This is a genomic window from Amorphus sp. 3PC139-8, assembly GCF_040750475.1.
In the GTDB taxonomy this organism is placed as follows: Bacteria; Pseudomonadota; Alphaproteobacteria; order Rhizobiales; family Amorphaceae; genus Amorphus.
The window spans coordinates 112,187-127,447 of sequence record NZ_JABJVY010000014.1 but is presented as its reverse complement, the minus strand read 5'-3'; the positions used below and the strand labels follow the sequence as shown (position 1 = coordinate 127,447).

General features: G+C 64.7%; 15 protein-coding genes and 1 tRNA gene. 6 read left to right on the top strand and 10 right to left on the bottom strand.

The annotated features are described in order from the left end of the window. Positions 1-161: 161 nt before the first annotated feature. The 7 genes from HNS03_RS14655 to HNS03_RS14625 form a co-directional block, all read right to left on the bottom strand. The gene (locus HNS03_RS14655; RefSeq protein ID WP_367196247.1) at positions 162-1,127 is read right to left on the bottom strand and encodes an NAD(P)-dependent oxidoreductase; all 966 of its coding nucleotides are present in this window, start codon (positions 1,125-1,127) and stop codon (positions 162-164) included. Between the two features lie 254 nt (positions 1,128-1,381). After that, positions 1,382-2,548, bottom strand: coding sequence for a PLP-dependent aspartate aminotransferase family protein (locus HNS03_RS14650; RefSeq protein ID WP_367196246.1), 1,167 nt, complete (start codon positions 2,546-2,548; stop codon positions 1,382-1,384). A 92-nt stretch (positions 2,549-2,640) separates the two neighbouring features. Beyond that, on the bottom strand, positions 2,641-3,528 hold the full coding sequence (locus HNS03_RS14645; protein WP_367196245.1) for an ABC transporter permease: 888 nt from the start codon (positions 3,526-3,528) through the stop codon (positions 2,641-2,643). Beyond that, the gene (locus tag HNS03_RS14640; RefSeq protein ID WP_367196244.1) at positions 3,525-4,232 is read right to left on the bottom strand and encodes an ABC transporter permease; all 708 of its coding nucleotides are present in this window, start codon (positions 4,230-4,232) and stop codon (positions 3,525-3,527) included. Before HNS03_RS14640 ends, HNS03_RS14645 begins: the two co-directional genes overlap by 4 nt. Before the next feature lie 165 nt (positions 4,233-4,397). After that, the gene (locus HNS03_RS14635; RefSeq protein ID WP_367196243.1) at positions 4,398-5,204 is read right to left on the bottom strand and encodes an ABC transporter substrate-binding protein; all 807 of its coding nucleotides are present in this window, start codon (positions 5,202-5,204) and stop codon (positions 4,398-4,400) included. Between the two features lie 184 nt (positions 5,205-5,388). Beyond that, on the bottom strand, positions 5,389-6,300 hold the full coding sequence (locus HNS03_RS14630; protein WP_367196242.1) for a cytochrome c: 912 nt from the start codon (positions 6,298-6,300) through the stop codon (positions 5,389-5,391). Between the two features lie 33 nt (positions 6,301-6,333). Further along, a complete protein-coding gene (locus tag HNS03_RS14625) occupies positions 6,334-6,798 on the bottom strand; it encodes a cytochrome c (RefSeq protein WP_367196241.1) in 465 nt (154 codons plus the stop codon). 308 nt (positions 6,799-7,106) lie between these two features. On the opposite strand from HNS03_RS14625, the gene HNS03_RS14620 reads away from it, so the two are divergent. The 4 genes from HNS03_RS14620 (at position 7,107) to HNS03_RS14605 (ending at position 10,266) form a co-directional block, all read left to right on the top strand. Beyond that, the gene (locus HNS03_RS14620; RefSeq protein ID WP_367196240.1) at positions 7,107-7,721 is read left to right on the top strand and encodes an ATP-dependent Clp protease proteolytic subunit; all 615 of its coding nucleotides are present in this window, start codon (positions 7,107-7,109) and stop codon (positions 7,719-7,721) included. A gap of 64 nt (positions 7,722-7,785) precedes the next feature. Beyond that, the gene (locus tag HNS03_RS14615) at positions 7,786-8,127 is read left to right on the top strand and encodes a hypothetical protein (protein WP_367196239.1); all 342 of its coding nucleotides are present in this window, start codon (positions 7,786-7,788) and stop codon (positions 8,125-8,127) included. Between the two features lie 395 nt (positions 8,128-8,522). Next, positions 8,523-9,347 carry an aldo/keto reductase gene (locus HNS03_RS14610; protein WP_367196238.1) on the top strand — a complete coding sequence of 275 codons (825 nt, stop codon included), beginning with the start codon at positions 8,523-8,525 and terminating at the stop codon, positions 9,345-9,347. Positions 9,348-9,483: 136 nt separating this feature from the next. Further along, positions 9,484-10,266, top strand: coding sequence for a YdcF family protein (locus HNS03_RS14605; RefSeq protein WP_367196237.1), 783 nt, complete (start codon positions 9,484-9,486; stop codon positions 10,264-10,266). Positions 10,267-10,423: 157 nt separating this feature from the next. On the opposite strand, the gene HNS03_RS14600 is transcribed toward HNS03_RS14605, so the two are convergent. Then, positions 10,424-10,500: transfer RNA gene (locus tag HNS03_RS14600), tRNA-Pro, on the bottom strand. Positions 10,501-10,780: 280 nt separating this feature from the next. Here HNS03_RS14600 and HNS03_RS14595 point away from each other — a divergent pair. Continuing rightward, entirely contained in the window at positions 10,781-12,139 is a 1,359-nt protein-coding gene (locus HNS03_RS14595; RefSeq protein WP_367196236.1) for a hypothetical protein, read from the top strand. 10 nt (positions 12,140-12,149) lie between these two features. Here the strand turns inward: HNS03_RS14595 and HNS03_RS14590 are convergent, their stop codons facing one another. Continuing rightward, positions 12,150-12,359, bottom strand: a complete 210-nt coding sequence (locus HNS03_RS14590; RefSeq protein WP_367196234.1) for a DUF2842 domain-containing protein — start codon at positions 12,357-12,359, stop codon at positions 12,150-12,152. 133 nt (positions 12,360-12,492) lie between these two features. Between HNS03_RS14590 and HNS03_RS14585 the strand changes: the two genes are divergently transcribed. Beyond that, positions 12,493-13,632, top strand: a complete 1,140-nt coding sequence (locus tag HNS03_RS14585) for a COX15/CtaA family protein (protein ID WP_367196233.1) — start codon at positions 12,493-12,495, stop codon at positions 13,630-13,632. Between the two features lie 220 nt (positions 13,633-13,852). Here HNS03_RS14585 and HNS03_RS14580 read toward each other — a convergent pair whose 3' ends face one another. Then, positions 13,853-15,136 carry an O-acetylhomoserine aminocarboxypropyltransferase gene (locus tag HNS03_RS14580; RefSeq protein WP_367196232.1) on the bottom strand — a complete coding sequence of 428 codons (1,284 nt, stop codon included), beginning with the start codon at positions 15,134-15,136 and terminating at the stop codon, positions 13,853-13,855. Between the last annotated feature and the right edge of the window lie 125 nt (positions 15,137-15,261).

The following is a 15,261-nucleotide window of genomic DNA, read 5'->3' as shown; positions in this document are numbered from 1 at the left end:
CACATGGCGTCACGTCGGGCATCTCGTCCAGACCATCCCATCCGACGAATGCGCCAACTACTTCCAAAACGCAGGATACGCTTCCGTCACAAAATGACACGCTCTAGACCGCCCACGCGGAGCCGCGAGTTGGCGTGAGCGGAAAAAACCGACAATCTTCGCTACTTCCGATCCAGGCGGGCGATCAGGCTGGAGGTGTCCCAGCGCTTGCCGCCCATGGCCTGGACGTCGGCATAGAACTGGTCGACCAGCGCGGTGACGGGAAGCTGAGCGCCGTTGCGGTTGGCCTCCGCCAGGCAGATCGCCAAATCCTTGCGCATCCAGTCGACGGCGAAGCCGAAATCGAACTTGCCGTCGCGCATGGTCTCCCAGCGGTTCTCCATCTGCCAGGATTGCGCAGCGCCCTTGGAGATCACGCCGATCACCTTGCCCACGTCTAGATCGGCCTTCTGGGCGAAGTTGATGGCTTCCGACAGCCCTTCCACCAGGCCGGCAATGCAGATCTGGTTGACCATTTTGGTGAGCTGCCCGGCGCCCGCCTCGCCCATGTGGCCGACCATCTTGGCGTAGCAGTCGATCACCGGCTTGGCCTTGGCGAAGACCTCTTCGTCGCCGCCGACCATCACCGTTAGCGTGCCGTTTTCCGCGCCCGCCTGACCGCCGGAGACCGGCGCATCGAGAAACGCAGCGCCGCGGCGATCGGCGTCGGCGGCAAGTTCGCGCGCGATCTCGGCGGAAGCGGTGGTGTTGTCGATGAAGATCGCGCCTTCCTTCAGGGCATGGAAGGCGCCGTCGTCGCCGAGGGTGACGCTGCGCAGGTCCTCGTCGTTGCCGACGCAAGCGAACACGAAGTCCGCGCCTTCCGCGGCCTCCAGCGGGGTCGGTGCCGCGGTGCCGCCGAACTCCGCGACCCATTTTTCCGCCTTGGCGGCGGTGCGGTTGTAGACGGTCAGCTCGTGACCGCCACGGGTTTTCAGGTACCCGGCCATCGGATATCCCATGACCCCAAGCCCGATAAAGGCGACCTTGGCCATCCTTGCCTCTCCTGTTGGTTGGTGCGCACGCCGCCATGCAGCGCTTGCTTCCTTTTGGACCGAGCGGGACGCGGGCGGAAAACCGGTTCCCACTTTTCCTCGTCCCGCTCAAGATCAACCCCGTCGGACTCTGTTCGAAGGGATGAGTTGATCGCTCTTTAGGTGAGAGCGGGACGCGGGCGGAAAACCGGTTCCCACTTTTCCTCGTCCCGCTCAAGATCAACCCCGTCGGACTCTGTTCGAAGGGATGAGTTGATCGCTCTTTAGGTGAGAGCGGGACGCGGGCGGAAAACCGGTTCCCACTTTTCCTCGTCCCGCTCTCCGCCTTGTGCCTGTCGGAGCAGGGATTAGGCAAGCGGCGCCAGCGCGCCGTCGAGATCGTCGATCAGATCGTCGACATGCTCGATCCCCACTGAAAGCCTCAACAGCCCTCCGGGCATGCCGCTCATCGGATCCTCGACCGACTGGCGGTGCTCGATCAAGGTCTCCACGCCGCCGAGCGACGTGGCGCGTACGATCCGCCGCAGCCGGCCGGCAACCGCGAGCGCCGCCTCCGCCCCACCTGTCACGTCGAACGACAACAAGCTGCCGAAGCCGCCCGTCATCTGCTTTCGGGCGATGGCATGGCCGGGATGGGCCGCAAGGCCCGGATAGCGCACGATCTCGACGTTGCGATGACCGGAAAGATAGCCGGCGATCGCGCTGGCGTTCGCCGTTGCCGCGCGCACCCGGACGCCGAGGGTTCGCATGCCGCGGATTAGAAGCCAGGCCTCGAAGGCGCCAAGCACCGCACCGGCGTCGTGGCGCTCGCGGCAGATGGCCTCCCACAATGGATCGCTTGGGTCGGCCGTCACGATCACCCCGGCCAGAAGGTCGGAGTGGCCGTTGAGTGCTTTGGTAGCGGAATGGACGACATAGTCGGCACCGAGGGTGAGCGGCGTCGTGTAGATCGGCGTCGCGGCGGTGGAATCGACGGCGAGCTTGGCCCCGTGGGCATGAGAGAGCCGGGCGGCCTCGGCGATATCGACCACCGTCAGCCAGGGATTGGAGGGGGTTTCGGCGAATACCAGCCTGACGGCGCCGTCGGCCAGGACCTCGGCGAGGCTTGCCAGATCGCCGCCCTCGAACCAGCGGATCTCCACGCCGTGGCCGGCGAGCGCGCGGGCCGCGAACAACTGGCTGCCGTAGTAGATGCCTTTCTGCATGGCGATCGGAGCGCCGGCGCCGGCCCTCAGAAGCGTCGCGATCGCCGCCATCCCGGAGGCGAACAGGCGCGCCTCCTTACCGTGTTCCAGCGCTGCGATGATGGCCTCCGCGTCGCGCACGGTCGGAGCGTCGTCTCGGGCATAGATGTTGCCTGGCCTGATCGGCCGGTAGTCGCCCTCGCGGGCGAAGGTGGTCGACGGCTGCAGGGGCGGGACGACCCCGCCGGTCTCGCGATCGATATGGCCGAGCGCCTGGGCGGCGATGGTCTCGGGATGCAAGGGCGGCTCGTCGGCGAACTCGGCGGACATGGTGGTTCCTCATCGATGAAGCGGGTTCACGCGCCCCAACCGACCCGTCGGCACGACTCAGGTGGCGGCCGCCTTCTACCCGATGTTGCGTGTCAGTCGTCGATCGCGTCGGGGCGCGCGGCGGCCGGTTCTTCGTCGGGATGCGGCTCGTTCGTCTGTGTCGGTCGCTCCAGATGCCGGGTCAGCCTGCGCTCGAGAACAGACCAAACCCGGCTCAGCGTCTCCACGACGGACAGGTAGAGCAGTGCCGCCCAGACATAGGCCTGAAAATCGAACGAGCGGGAGAAGGCGCGCCGGGTTTCGCCCATCAGGTCGTAGACGGTGATGATGGAGGCGATGGCGGAGCCCTTGATCATTAGGATGATTTCGTTGCCGTAGGGGCGCAGCGCGATGACAAGCGCTTGCGGCAGGATCACGCGCAGAAAGATCGCGCGCCGGGGCAGACCGAGCGCCATGGCGCCTTCGCGTTGTCCTCTCGGCACGCTTTCGATCGCGCCGCGCAGGATCTCCGCCTGATAGGCGGCTGTGTTGAGCGCGAAGGTGAAGACCGCGCAGGAAAAGGCGTCGCGGAATATCCACCAGGCGCCGATCGCCTCCAGCTCGCGGTGGAACGAGCCGGCCCCGTAGTAGAACAGAAAGGCCTGGGCGATCAGCGGCGTGCCGCGAAAGAAATAGACGTAGCCGTAGGCGACCGACCCGATCAGCCAGTTCTTTGACATCCGACCGGCGGCGATCGGCAGCGACAGTGCGGCGCCGATCGCGACCGAAAGCCCGACGAGCTCGAGCGTGACGAGGAAGCCGGAAATCAGCTTCTCGCCATAGCGCCCGAGAAAGCTCTGGCCTGACGAATCGACCAGAAACCAGACGGTTGCCAGCCCGAACGTGATCCAAAGCGCCAGCAGGACGTGGCCGAGAATGCGCGTTCCGGTCCAAGGGCGTTTCGGCGCGATGATGCGCAGAGGCGGTGTCTGCACGCTCATCGCACATTCCCCCGCGAGGCCCAGCGTTCGATGCGCGCGATCCCGATCGAGGACAGGATGGAGAACAGGAGATAGATCAGGCAGGCTATCCCGAAGAACAGGAAGGCTTCCTTGGTCACGCGGGCGGCAATGCCGGCCTGGCGCAGGATGTCCTCGATCCCGATCACGGAGACCAGTGCGGTGTCCTTGAGCAGGACCAGCCACAGATTGGAGAGGCCGGGCAGCGCAAGCCGGATGAGCTGCGGCAGGATCACGAGCCGCATGGTCTGTCCGCGGCTCAGCCCGAGCGCGCCCGCGCCCTCATATTGGCCTCTTGGCACGCCCTTCAGCGCCGACTGGAACACCTCGCTGGCATAGGAGGAAAACACCACGCCGAGCGCGATCATGCCAGCAACGAAGCCGTTGATCTCGATATAGGTGTCGGTGAAGAGCGACAGGAATTGCTGAAGCAGGATCTGGGCGCCGTAATAAATGATGAACAGCGTCAGAAGCTCGGGCAGTCCGCGAAACACTGTGGTGTAGATCTCCGCGGAGATCCGAAGCGTCGGCTCGTCGGAGGTTTTGGCAAGCGCGGTGAGAAAGCCCATCGCCAGGCCGAATGGAAGCGTCGCCACCGCGAGCCCCACGGTGACGAGCGCTCCGGCCGCGATCTGATCGCCCCAGCCGTCGGGGCCGAAAGAGAGAAGGGAGAGCCAATCGGGCATGCGATCTTCGCCGTGTCGTGAGGACAGATCTTGCCGAAATGCAAATCTCTGGCCTCAACGGGTCAGCGGAAGTCTGGCACCGCTGCTCCGGAAAAACCAAGCATGCGGAGGGCCAGCTTTTGCCGATCCCTCCGGTGCGTTCGGAGTGTCCCGTAGTCGGCAGGCTTAGTCGCCATAGACGTCGAACGAGAAATACTTGTCGTTGATTTTCTGATAGGTGCCGTCTTCGCGGATCGCGACGATGGCCTTGTTGAGCATCTCCTTGAGATCCTGGTTTTCCTTGCGCACGGCAATGCCGATGCCTTCGCCGTTGATTTCCGGATCGATCGGCAGCGGCGTCAGGATCTTGCAGCAGCCGCCTTCGTCGCTGTCGATCCAGTCGGACAGCACGACGATGTCGTCGACGGCGGCGTCGAGGCGGCCATTTTCAAGATCGAGCTTGTATTCGTCCGGCGTCGGATAAAGCCGCAGGTCGGCATCGGGGAATTTCGCCTCGGCGTAGTTGGAATGGGTCGTGGACGACTGAGCGCCGAGGGCCTTGCCGTCGAGCGCGTCCGCCATGGTGGCGACGACGTCGGAGCCCTTGTCCGGTGCGGTCAGGCTGGAGTCCTTCGGGACCGCGAGCGCCGGCGGCGTATTGTAATATTTGTTGGTGAAGTCGACTTCCTTCTTGCGCTCGTCGGTGATCGACATGGACGCAATGATGGCGTCAAACTTGTTCGCCTTCAGGGCCGGGATCATGCCGTCCCAGTCCTGGGTGACGAATTCGCACTTCACCTCCATCTGCGTGCAAAGCGCCTTGGCTATGTCGACGTCGAAGCCGACGAGCTCGCCGCTGGAGGTGAGATTGTTGAAGGGCGGATAGGCTCCTTCTGTACCGATGCGAACGACGTCCCAGTCCTTGGCGGCGGCTGGGCCGGCGGCAAGGGCGGTGGCGATGGCAGCCGAGGCAAGCAGGCGAGCGAAGGTCATGGAGGGCTCCGGATCTCTGGAAACTGGTGAGCCAGACATTGAGTGTCCGGTCTTGGTTTGATTGCGTGTCGCGCCCAATCCATCGGATGGGCACGACCTGCACCGAGTTTCCTTTAGTTATCCAGAGGATGCAACGGGCCAATCCACTCGCGCGGAGCGTCTGCTGGCGCCGTTCGTGGCGAGATCAGTTCGCGGATGGTTGCGGAGCAACCGCCTTCAGATAGGCCGCCACGGCGTCCCTGTCGGCCGCGGGCACGTGCGACCAGTTCTTTTGCACCGGCGCCATCGCTCCGCCCACTACGTCGTAGTCGGGCGTGAAGCCCGATTCGAGATAGTAGGCGATATCGGAAGCGCTCCAGCTTTCGATCCCATCTTGCGAAGGGGTGATGTTCGGCACCCTGCCGTCGCCTTCCAGGAGCGGCGCGCCTGCCAGCCAACGCGATTGATCCATGCCGAAGAAGACCGTCCGCGGCGTGTGGCATTCGCCGCAATGGCCGGGACCGCGCACCAGGTAGGCGCCGTGAGCCTCCTCTTCGGATAGGGCGGGATCGGGCGTGAAGCCCGGATCGTTGGCATAGAGCCGCTTCCAAAGGCCGATCCCGCGACGGACCGAAAACGGGAAGGAGAGGGCGGTCGGAGCGACGGCGTTGTCGACGGCCGGCAGCGTATCCAGAAACGCCTTCAGGTCGATCAGGTCCTCCAGGCGAATGTGCTGGTAGGAGGCGTAGGGGAAGGAGGGATAGTAGTGGCGGCCCTCAGGCGAGACGCCGAAGCGCAGCGCATTGACGAAATCGAGCGTCGACCAATCGCCAATTCCCGTCGTCGGGTCGGGAGAGATGTTGGGTACGGAGAACGGGCCGAACGGCGAGGCGAGTTCCGCTCCGCCTCCAAGCTTCGTGAGGTCCTGGTCCCCGGCGCCGGGCGCGGCATGGCAGGCAGCGCAGCCGCCCGCCCAGAACAGCGTTTCGCCATTGTTCAAATCAGGGGTGTGGTCGGGGAGGTCCGCCTCGGCCAGCGAGCGTGGCGCCGTCACGAACCAGAAGCCCGCCGCGACTAGCGCAACGAGCACGATCAACGCAAGCAACAAGCGTCGCATAAGGTCTCCCCAACCGCGAATCGGTCCAGCCGCTTATTTGACGCGGAATTGCTCGTGGCAGTCGCGGCAGTTGCGGGCGGTCTTGCCGAAGGCCGGCTTGAAGGCGTCGAGCCCGTTGGCGGCGGCCATTTTCGCCGCTTCCGCATCTTCGGCCAGCGCGGCGGCCTTGGCGTCGAACTCCGCCGTCTGCTCCCAGATCGCCGGCGCGGCCTCGGTGTCGTGACCGGTCTTGGAATCGTCCGGGAACAGGCTCGGGAAGGTCGTGCCGACCTCTATCAGCGTGTCCATGGCGTCCTCGGCGACGGCCTGGTCCCAAGGCTTCTCGCCCTTCACCATATCGCCTGCGGCCTTGGTGGCCCGGCCCACCGACTTCATGAGCTCCTGGCGCTTGGCGATCGCGTCGACCCCCATCGGCGCATCGTCCGACCATGCGGCGGAAAACGGCGTTGCGATCGTCGCGGCCAGAAGGACCGCCGCTCCTGCAGCAAACATTTTCATGGAAGCTCATCCCCTATCTGATTGGAATGCGTCGACTTCTAATCAAGCCAAACGAAGCGAGGATGTCATTGCAACTGCTCAGGCGGTCGCAGGCCACGATCGGCGTTCACGTTTGCGAGATTTTGCGTCTACGGTGGCGATCGGTAGCAACGCGGCGCCAAATGCGGTGCGGGTGGGACGGGAAAACGGAGAGAACCGGGCTCGTATTGACGCGAGGGGTTTGCGTGACGACATCGGGATCACTACAAAACGATAACGGCAATGCGTCGTCCGGCGCGTTCCGACTTCCCACACCGGATTGGACCACCATGCCTCAGGCCTACGAGACCGCACCCCGCCTCGACGACGACGAGGACGAGGAGAAGATCAAGGCGCAACAGTCGATCCCGGTCGACAAGCATCTGTTCGATGCCCGCACTGTGATGGTGATCGGTCAGGTGTCGATGGATATGGCCCGCGACGTCACCCAGCGGCTCCTGGCGCTCGCCCACGTGTCCGACGATCCGATCACCGTGATCGTGTCGTCGCCGGGTGGCCACGTCGAATCGGGCGACATGATCCACGACACCATCCGCTTCATCTCCCCGAAGGTGAACATTCTCGGGATGGGCTGGGTCGCCTCCGCCGGCGCGCTGATCTACGTGTCGACGCCGAAGGAGCGGCGCTTCTGCACCCCGAACACGCGCTTCCTGCTGCACCAACCGTCCGGTGGCGCCGGCGGTGCGGCGACCGACATCGAGATCCAGGCGCGCGAGATCCTGAAAATGCGCGATCGCCTGAACAAGATCTTCTCCGAGGCCACCGGCCAGCCGATCGAGCGGATCGCCAAGGACACCGATCGCGACTACTGGATGGGTGCCGACGAGGCGACCGAGTACGGGCTCGTCGGCAAGGTCGTGCAGTCCCAGCGCGACATCGGCTGAGGTCTTGCGAGCGGGGAACCGGCGTCTCCGCTCGCTTTCTCTTTCCCTACAGACGGAACCGACGATGATGCGGATCGCTGCGGCCTTTCTCGCGACGGCGGCGCTGGGGCTGACACTGAGCGCGGCATCAGCGGAGTCCGTAAGCCCCTATGAAATGCGCTACCAAACGCGCTCGGGGACCGCGCTGCGGGCCTCGATCGAAAGCGGGTCAGGGACGGTCGCGAAGCTGCCGAAGGGCGCGGACGGGATCGTCTTGCGCTGGTGCCGGCCGGAGATCCCGTTCAGCACTTGGCAATTCGGTTCGCCGGCCACATGGCGCACGCTGCTCGACGAGCGCGCCTGCGAGATCGGCTGGAATGGCCGCGTCGGCTATGTCGACGGCACGACGCTGACGCCGGACAGGTAAAGCAAATCCAGGAAAAGTGGGTACCGGTTTTCCGTCCGGATTTGCGAGTGGGGACAGCAAATCCAGGAAAAGTGGGTACCGGTTTTCCGTCCGGATTTGCGAGTGGGGACAGCAAATCCAGGAAAAGTGGGTACCGGTTTTCCGTCCGGATTTGCGAGTGGGGACAGCAAATCCAGGAAAAGTGGGTACCGGTTTTCCGTCCGGATTTGCGAGTGGGGACAGCAAATCCAGGAAAAGTGGGTACCGGTTTTCCGTCCGGATTTGCGTCAAACAGGCATTCGAACGTTCCCTGCGCACGCACCGCGTTTCTGCGCGCGCGAAGGGGTTGCGCACATGCGCCGTTCGCGCGCGCAACGTCTCACTTTCTCAGCTTCCACGAACGATCGGAGACAGCCATGCTCACGGTGGAAACCGCGGACGTTGCCATTCCCACCCTCGGCTTCGGGACTTGGCCATTGAAGGGTGGCGATTGCGAACGCATGGTCACCGCGGCCCTCGGCGCCGGATTTCGCCATCTCGACACGGCGGAGATGTACGACAACGAGGACGCCGTCGGACGCGGCCTGAAGGCGGCGAGCGTTCCCCGCGATCAGGTCTTCGTCACGACCAAGGTCTGGCATACCCACTTGCGCGATGGCCAGCTCCAGCATGCCGCCGAGGAGAGCCTGAAGCGGCTCGGCCTCGACTATGTCGATCTCTATCTGATCCATTGGCCGAGCCCGGAGGTCTCGGTTCAGGAGGCGATCGGGGCGCTCAACGAGGTCAAAACTCGCGGCCTGGCGCGGGCGGTCGGCGTTGCCAACTTCAACGTCAAGCTGATCGAAGAGGCCGTCGCGGCCAGCGAGGCGCAGCTTGCCACCAATCAGGTCGAATATCACCTTCATCTCGATCAGACGCCGGTTCTGGAGGCGTGTCGGCGCCACGGCCTTTCACTCACCGCCTATGCGCCGATCGGCAGGGGCAAGGTTTTGGACGAGCCGGAGGTCAAGGCGATCGCCGCCGACCATGGCCGGACCCCGGCCCAGGTCGCGCTGCGCTGGCTGATCCAGCAGGAGGGGGTTATCGCAATCCCGAAGACGGGCTCGCTGGACCGGCTGGCGGAGAATCTCGGAACGCTGGAGTTCAGTCTCTCCGACGAAGAGATGGCGCGGCTGTTCAAGCTTGCGCGGCCAGACGGACGCATGGTGCGCATGGGCGTGGAACCGGAGTGGGACACCTGAGCGGCGACCATGTGGCGGGTCCGTCATAAAAGGCTTTAGGGCCAGGGGTTTCTTGGCTCATAAGATAGCGGACCAGAGCTTATCGGCGATGCAGGACGCGCACTGAGTCGCGCAGCTTGAGGGGGAGAGAGGGGCGATGCCCGAAGGTCTGTCCAATCTGGTCTTCTTCTTCGCGCGTCCCTCCAACATTCTCGTTTTCCTGGTCTTTCTTGGTCTCGTACTGCTTCTGCTTCGGGTCTACCGGGCTGGCATCCTGGCCATCGCCGTCGCTTCGGTCGGGTTTGTGATCGTCGGCTTTTCGCCCCTGGCCACGCTGGCCTTGGCGCCGTTGGAACGGATCTATCCGAAGGCCATTCCGCCCGAGGCGCCGCCCACCGGCATTTTGGTTTTCGGCGGCTTCGTGGAAGACGATATCTCCACGAGTCGGGACGTTCCAAGCGTGAACGAGTCGGCCGATCGCATCATCGCGGTGGCCGATCTGGCACGACGCTATCCCGAGGCGATCGTTGCGATATCCGACGGCCCGCAAGTGGCCCAGATGGCGGCTCGAATCGCGGAGACGTTCGCCGTCGCAAAGGACCGCATCCGTATCGAGGACCAGTCGACCTCGACCTGGGAAAATGCCGTCTATCTCAAGCGGCTACTTGATCCGAAGCCCGATGAGACCTGGCTGGTGGTGACCTCGGCATGGCATATGCCTCGGACCGTCGGCATCCTGGAAACGGCGGGCTGGACCGGCCTCGTCCCTTGGCCGGTGGACTACCGCACGCCGGTGGGCGAGGGGCTCTACGACTGGACTCCGTCCGCTGCGGACGGGCTCTACAATACCAATCTTGCCGCGCGGGAATGGCTCTCTTTGCTGGCCTACTGGATGACGGGCAAGACACCGGCGCTGCTGCCGGGTCCGATCGAGAACTGACCCGACCCGTCCCGATCATTCAGAACCGGTTGCCGGCCGGAATGCTTGTCGTTTGGCCTGAAGCTTATCCGGGTCGGTGACGCGATTCGCGCACGAGTGATCCGCGCGTGACATGGCCAAGAACGACCGAGTGAACAAGGTCTGGGAGAAAGGGGGATGGTCGGAGCGGCGGGACTCGAACCCACGACCTCCTGCGCCCCATGCAGGCGCGCTACCAGGCTGCGCTACGCTCCGATACCGAATCGCTGAACCGGAAGTCGGGAAAGCGAGAACCGGATTTCGTCCGTATCCCGACCTAACCCATTAAACCGCGTGCGATTCAGAATTGCGGGGCATTGAGACCCGCAAATCACCGTGATGTAGGTATCTGCTTGGGCGCTCCGGTTCAAGCAGCAAACACGATCCCGAGCGTGTAGCAGGGGACAAAAGCGCTGCCAGCGAGATCCCAGTGGCCTGTTAACGTGGCTCTTACGTTTTTTCGGCGACACTTCGGCCATGTCGAAAGTGGGCGCCCATGCGTAGCCTCCGGTCTCTCGGTCTCGATCTTCTGGTTGGCCCCAAGGCCGACCTCCGCGCGCCGCGCGTGCCCAACGTGCGGACGCTGCTGCTTGGTGTCCTTGGAGCCTTGACGGTGGCATCGATGCTGGCCGCCCTTCTGGCGCCGACGGAGCATCGCGCTCAGGTCTCGCTCTGGATCGCCCCCGAAACCATCCGTAGCCTGAACGCCGAGGCAATCGCGCCGCTCGCTCAGTCGGATGCCTTGAAGCAGGCGACGATCGCAGCGCTGTCGCGTCGGCATGGCGAGGCGGAATTAAGGGCCGCTCTTCCCGCAGCCCCGCCGGCCGACGCGTTCGAGCGGCTCGGTGCGCTGCTGGTCCCAGCCGCCTATTCCAGCGACCAGCGCCTTGTCGCGGGTCTCTCCCGCCGGCTCGAGATCGAGGCCACGAGCCCGACCACATTGGTGGTGACGGTCACGGCGCGTGATGCGACCGTGGCGGCCGATGCGGCTCTGGCCGTGGCCGCGGATCTTTCGTCGCGAATCGGATCGGCGCTCGGACGCAAGTCGGCCATCCGTCAGACGGCCAGCGGCGTTGCCGCGATGCCTCGCTTCGACGGCTTGACGATGACGCTTGCGGGCACCTTCGCCCTCGGCTTGGTGGGCAGTGCGGCCTTTTCCAGGCACCAGCGTGCCAGGGCATCGGGGCCGGCTCCCGCTATGCCCGTGACGGCATCGATGCCGGCGGTCGGCGCGGAATGGGTCGTGGCCCGCTCCAGCTCGGAGCGGACGCGCTTTCCGGCGATGCCGGGTGAGGACGGCCACGGTAAGGCGCTCGCCGCAGCCGTCTGGGCCGCACTCGACGTGCGCGACGACCCTGCCAAGCGGCTTTTGGTGACGGGCGCCGAAGGCGGACGCCTGCGCTTGGCCACGGACCTCGCCGGCGAAGCTGCACGCTCGGGACGTCGGGCGTTGATCGTCGACCTAGCCGGCGACCTGGCGCCCTCGGCCGAGATGGTGCGGGCTGGATTTCGAGAACTGGCGGCCGGGTTGGTCGGCTGCGACGCGGCGATCGCGCGATCTTGGTCCGGCGTTCATGTCATGGCACGCGGTTTTTGTGCCGATGCGGGTGGACCGGAAGCTGTCGCCTGGGCGGTGTCGTCGCTGGAAGCCGCCTACGACCTGGTCATCGTGCTGGCGGACGAGCATTCCGACGGCGACGCGCTCGAGGCCCACACCTATCCCGGCGCGGTCGCTCTCATCGTCGCGGAACGCGGCGATGCGCGCATCTGGCCGCGGCTCGACCGGCTGACGGCGGTGGGCGTCGGCGAGGCGCTGCTTTGCCCGCTCGGCCCGGACGCCGGGCGCTTCGCCTAACGCCACTTGGCTACGGATGGTCCGGACGGGCCATCCAGCGGATCAAGAGCCCCGCCGGGATCACCCAGATCAAGCCTGCGATCGCGTAATAGATGGTCTGTGCCCAGGTTGCCGCCTGGGCGAACATGGTCGCGCCAACCAGCATCGCGAGGAGGGCGTAGACGATCACGAAAATCGCCATCGTGATCGTCCCGATCAGCTTTCTGACGCGCTGGCTCATCTCGGTCCTTTTCGAAATCGGTTGGCATTGGTCGCGGCCTGCGTCGGGTGGACGCAGTGCACGGCCAATTTGCGGCGATAGCCGCGCGATGGTCTATATCGCCCGAAGGCTTCGTCGACGATACGGTTACTCCATGAACGCGCGTCCTCTTGCCCAAACCCACGATTTCGCACCGGCTGCGATCCGCTATTGGCTGCTTGCTGTGGCCGGGCTCATCGTCCTGATGGTCGTGGTCGGTGGTGCGACACGCCTGACCGATTCCGGCCTTTCCATCACAGAATGGAAGCCGATCCACGGAGTGATCCCGCCGCTCAGCGATGCGGAGTGGCAGGAGGAATTCGCAAAATATCAGAAGATCCCCGAGTACGAGCTTATCAACAAGGGGATGAGCCTGTCGGAGTTCAAGGGCATCTTCTGGTGGGAATGGGGACACCGGTTCCTGGGCCGTTTCATCGGCATCGCCTTTTTCGTGCCGATGGTGTGGTTCTGGGCGCGCGGGCAGGTGCCGGGCTGGTTGAAGCCGCGACTGGTGGCGCTCCTGCTCCTCGGCGGCCTGCAGGGGGCCGTCGGCTGGTGGATGGTGGCCTCCGGCCTCGTCGACCGTGTCGACGTCAGCCAATATCGGCTCGCGGTCCATCTCACGCTCGCCTGCTCGATCCTGGCGGCGATCGTGTGGACAGCGGAAAGTCTGAAGATCCGGGCGAAGGCAAGTCTCGATCCGGCGCCTCACGGTCTCGCGCCGGTGGCGCGGGCGATCGTCGCGCTGGTACTGTTGCAGATCTTCCTGGGCGGGCTGGTCGCGGGGCTGGATGCGGGGTTCACCTACAATACCTGGCCGCTGATGGATGGCTCCATGGTGCCGTCGGGGCTGCTGTTCCAGGATCCGTGGTGGATCAACGCCTTCGAGAACACGCTCACGGTCCAGTTCGACCACCGCATCCTGGCCTATCTGATCGTGGTTTGCGTGCTGTTGCAGTGGTGGTGGGCGGCGCGCCGGGCGCCGGAGTCCCGTGCCACGATGCGCAGCGCACTTCTCGCCGGCGTCGTCATCGCCCAGGCGGCGATCGGTATCGTTACGCTTTTGCTGGTCGTGCCGCTAAAGCTGGGGCTGTTACACCAGTTCGCCGCGACGGTGGTCTTATGGATTGCGGTCGTACACGCGCGCTGGACGGTGGCGGAGGCGAAGCCCGCCTCCACGGTTCTGGCAGGTGAAGGGCCGAAGCCCGCCTCCACGGTTCTGGCAGGTGAAGGGCCGAAGCCCGCTGCTGTCTAAGGCTGGATAACGGTATCGCGGGGCCAGCACGCGACGGCGCGCCGGCCCTTTTGGGCCGCCCACGCGGAGCCGCGAGCAGAGCGAGCTGGCGTGAGCGGTAAGGTGTTGAGCGGTATGGTGTAAAGACCCGTTCGGCTGTTCATAGGTTTGCCGTACGGGTCTAACCTTTTTGGGCGCGTTTCCGGACGGCGAACCGGTCCCCACTTCGCCTGGAAACGCTTTAGGCCTGCAGCGCCTGGTCCAGATCGTCGATGATGTCGGCGACGTCTTCGATGCCGATGGAGACCCGCACCACGTCCGGCCCGGCGCCTGCGGCCACCTTCTGCTCGTCGGAGAGTTGGCGGTGGGTGGTGGAGGCCGGATGGATGATCAGCGAACGCGTGTCGCCGATATTGGCCAAGTGGGAGAACATCTTCACGTTGGACACCAGCGCAACGCCGGCGTCGTAGCCGCCCTTCAGGCCGAACGTAAAGACCGCGCCGGCGCCTTTCGGGCAATAGCGGTCCGCGAGCGCATGATATTTGTCGCCCGGCAGGCCCGGATAGCTGACCCAGTCGATCGCCGGATGACCGGCCAGGAATTCCGCCACCTTCTGGGCGTTGTCGGAATGGCGCTGCATGCGCAGCGGCAGGGTTTCGATGCCGGTGACGATCAGGAAGGCGTTGAACGGCGACAGCGCCGGACCGATGTCGCGCAGGCCCAGCACCCGACAGGCGATGGCGAAGGCGAAATTGCCGAAGGTCTCGTGCAGCACCATGCCCTGATATTCCGGGCGCGGCTCGGACAGCATCGGATAGCGGTCGTCCTTCGACCAGTTGAAGGTGCCGCCGTCGACGATGACGCCGCCGATGGAGTTGCCGTGGCCGCCGAGGAACTTGGTTGCCGAGTGCACCACGATGTCGGCGCCGTGCTCGAACGGCCGAATGAGGTAGGGGGTCGCCATGGTGTTGTCGACGATCAGCGGCACGCCGGCGCGCTTGGCGATGTCGGCGATCGCCGCGATGTCGACGATGACGCCACCGGGGTTGGCGATCGATTCGATGAAGATCGCCTTGGTCTTCGGCGTAATCGCGGCCTCGAACGAGGAGACGTCATCGGGATCGGCCCAGACCACGTTCCAGCCGAAATTCTTATAGGAATGGGTGAACTGGTTGATCGAGCCGCCATAGAGCTTGCGCGACGCGACGAACTCGTCGCCCGGCTGCATCAGCGTGTGGAACGCCACCACCTGGGCGGCGTGGCCGGAGGCGACCGCCAGGCCCGCCGTGCCGCCTTCCAGCGCGGCGACGCGCTCTTCCAGGACGGCCACGGTCGGGTTGGTGATGCGGCTGTAGATGTTGCCGAACGCCTGGAGCCCGAACAGGGAGGCGGCGTGGTCGACGTCGTCGAACACGAACGAAGTGGTCTGGTAGATCGGGGTTGCCCGAGCCCCGGTGGTGGGGTCGGGTTGGGCGCCCGCGTGGATCGCAAGGGTCGAAAATCCGGGGTGATGGTCCTCGGTCATGGTCGTTCTCCCTGGTAGCGGCCTGTTCTCTCCGATCGTGCTTAGCGGCTGTCGAAACCGACCGCCAGAGGAGATTCGCAGGCGATGAGGGGCGGTGGAACGCGCTGAGATCGAAAATTCATAAA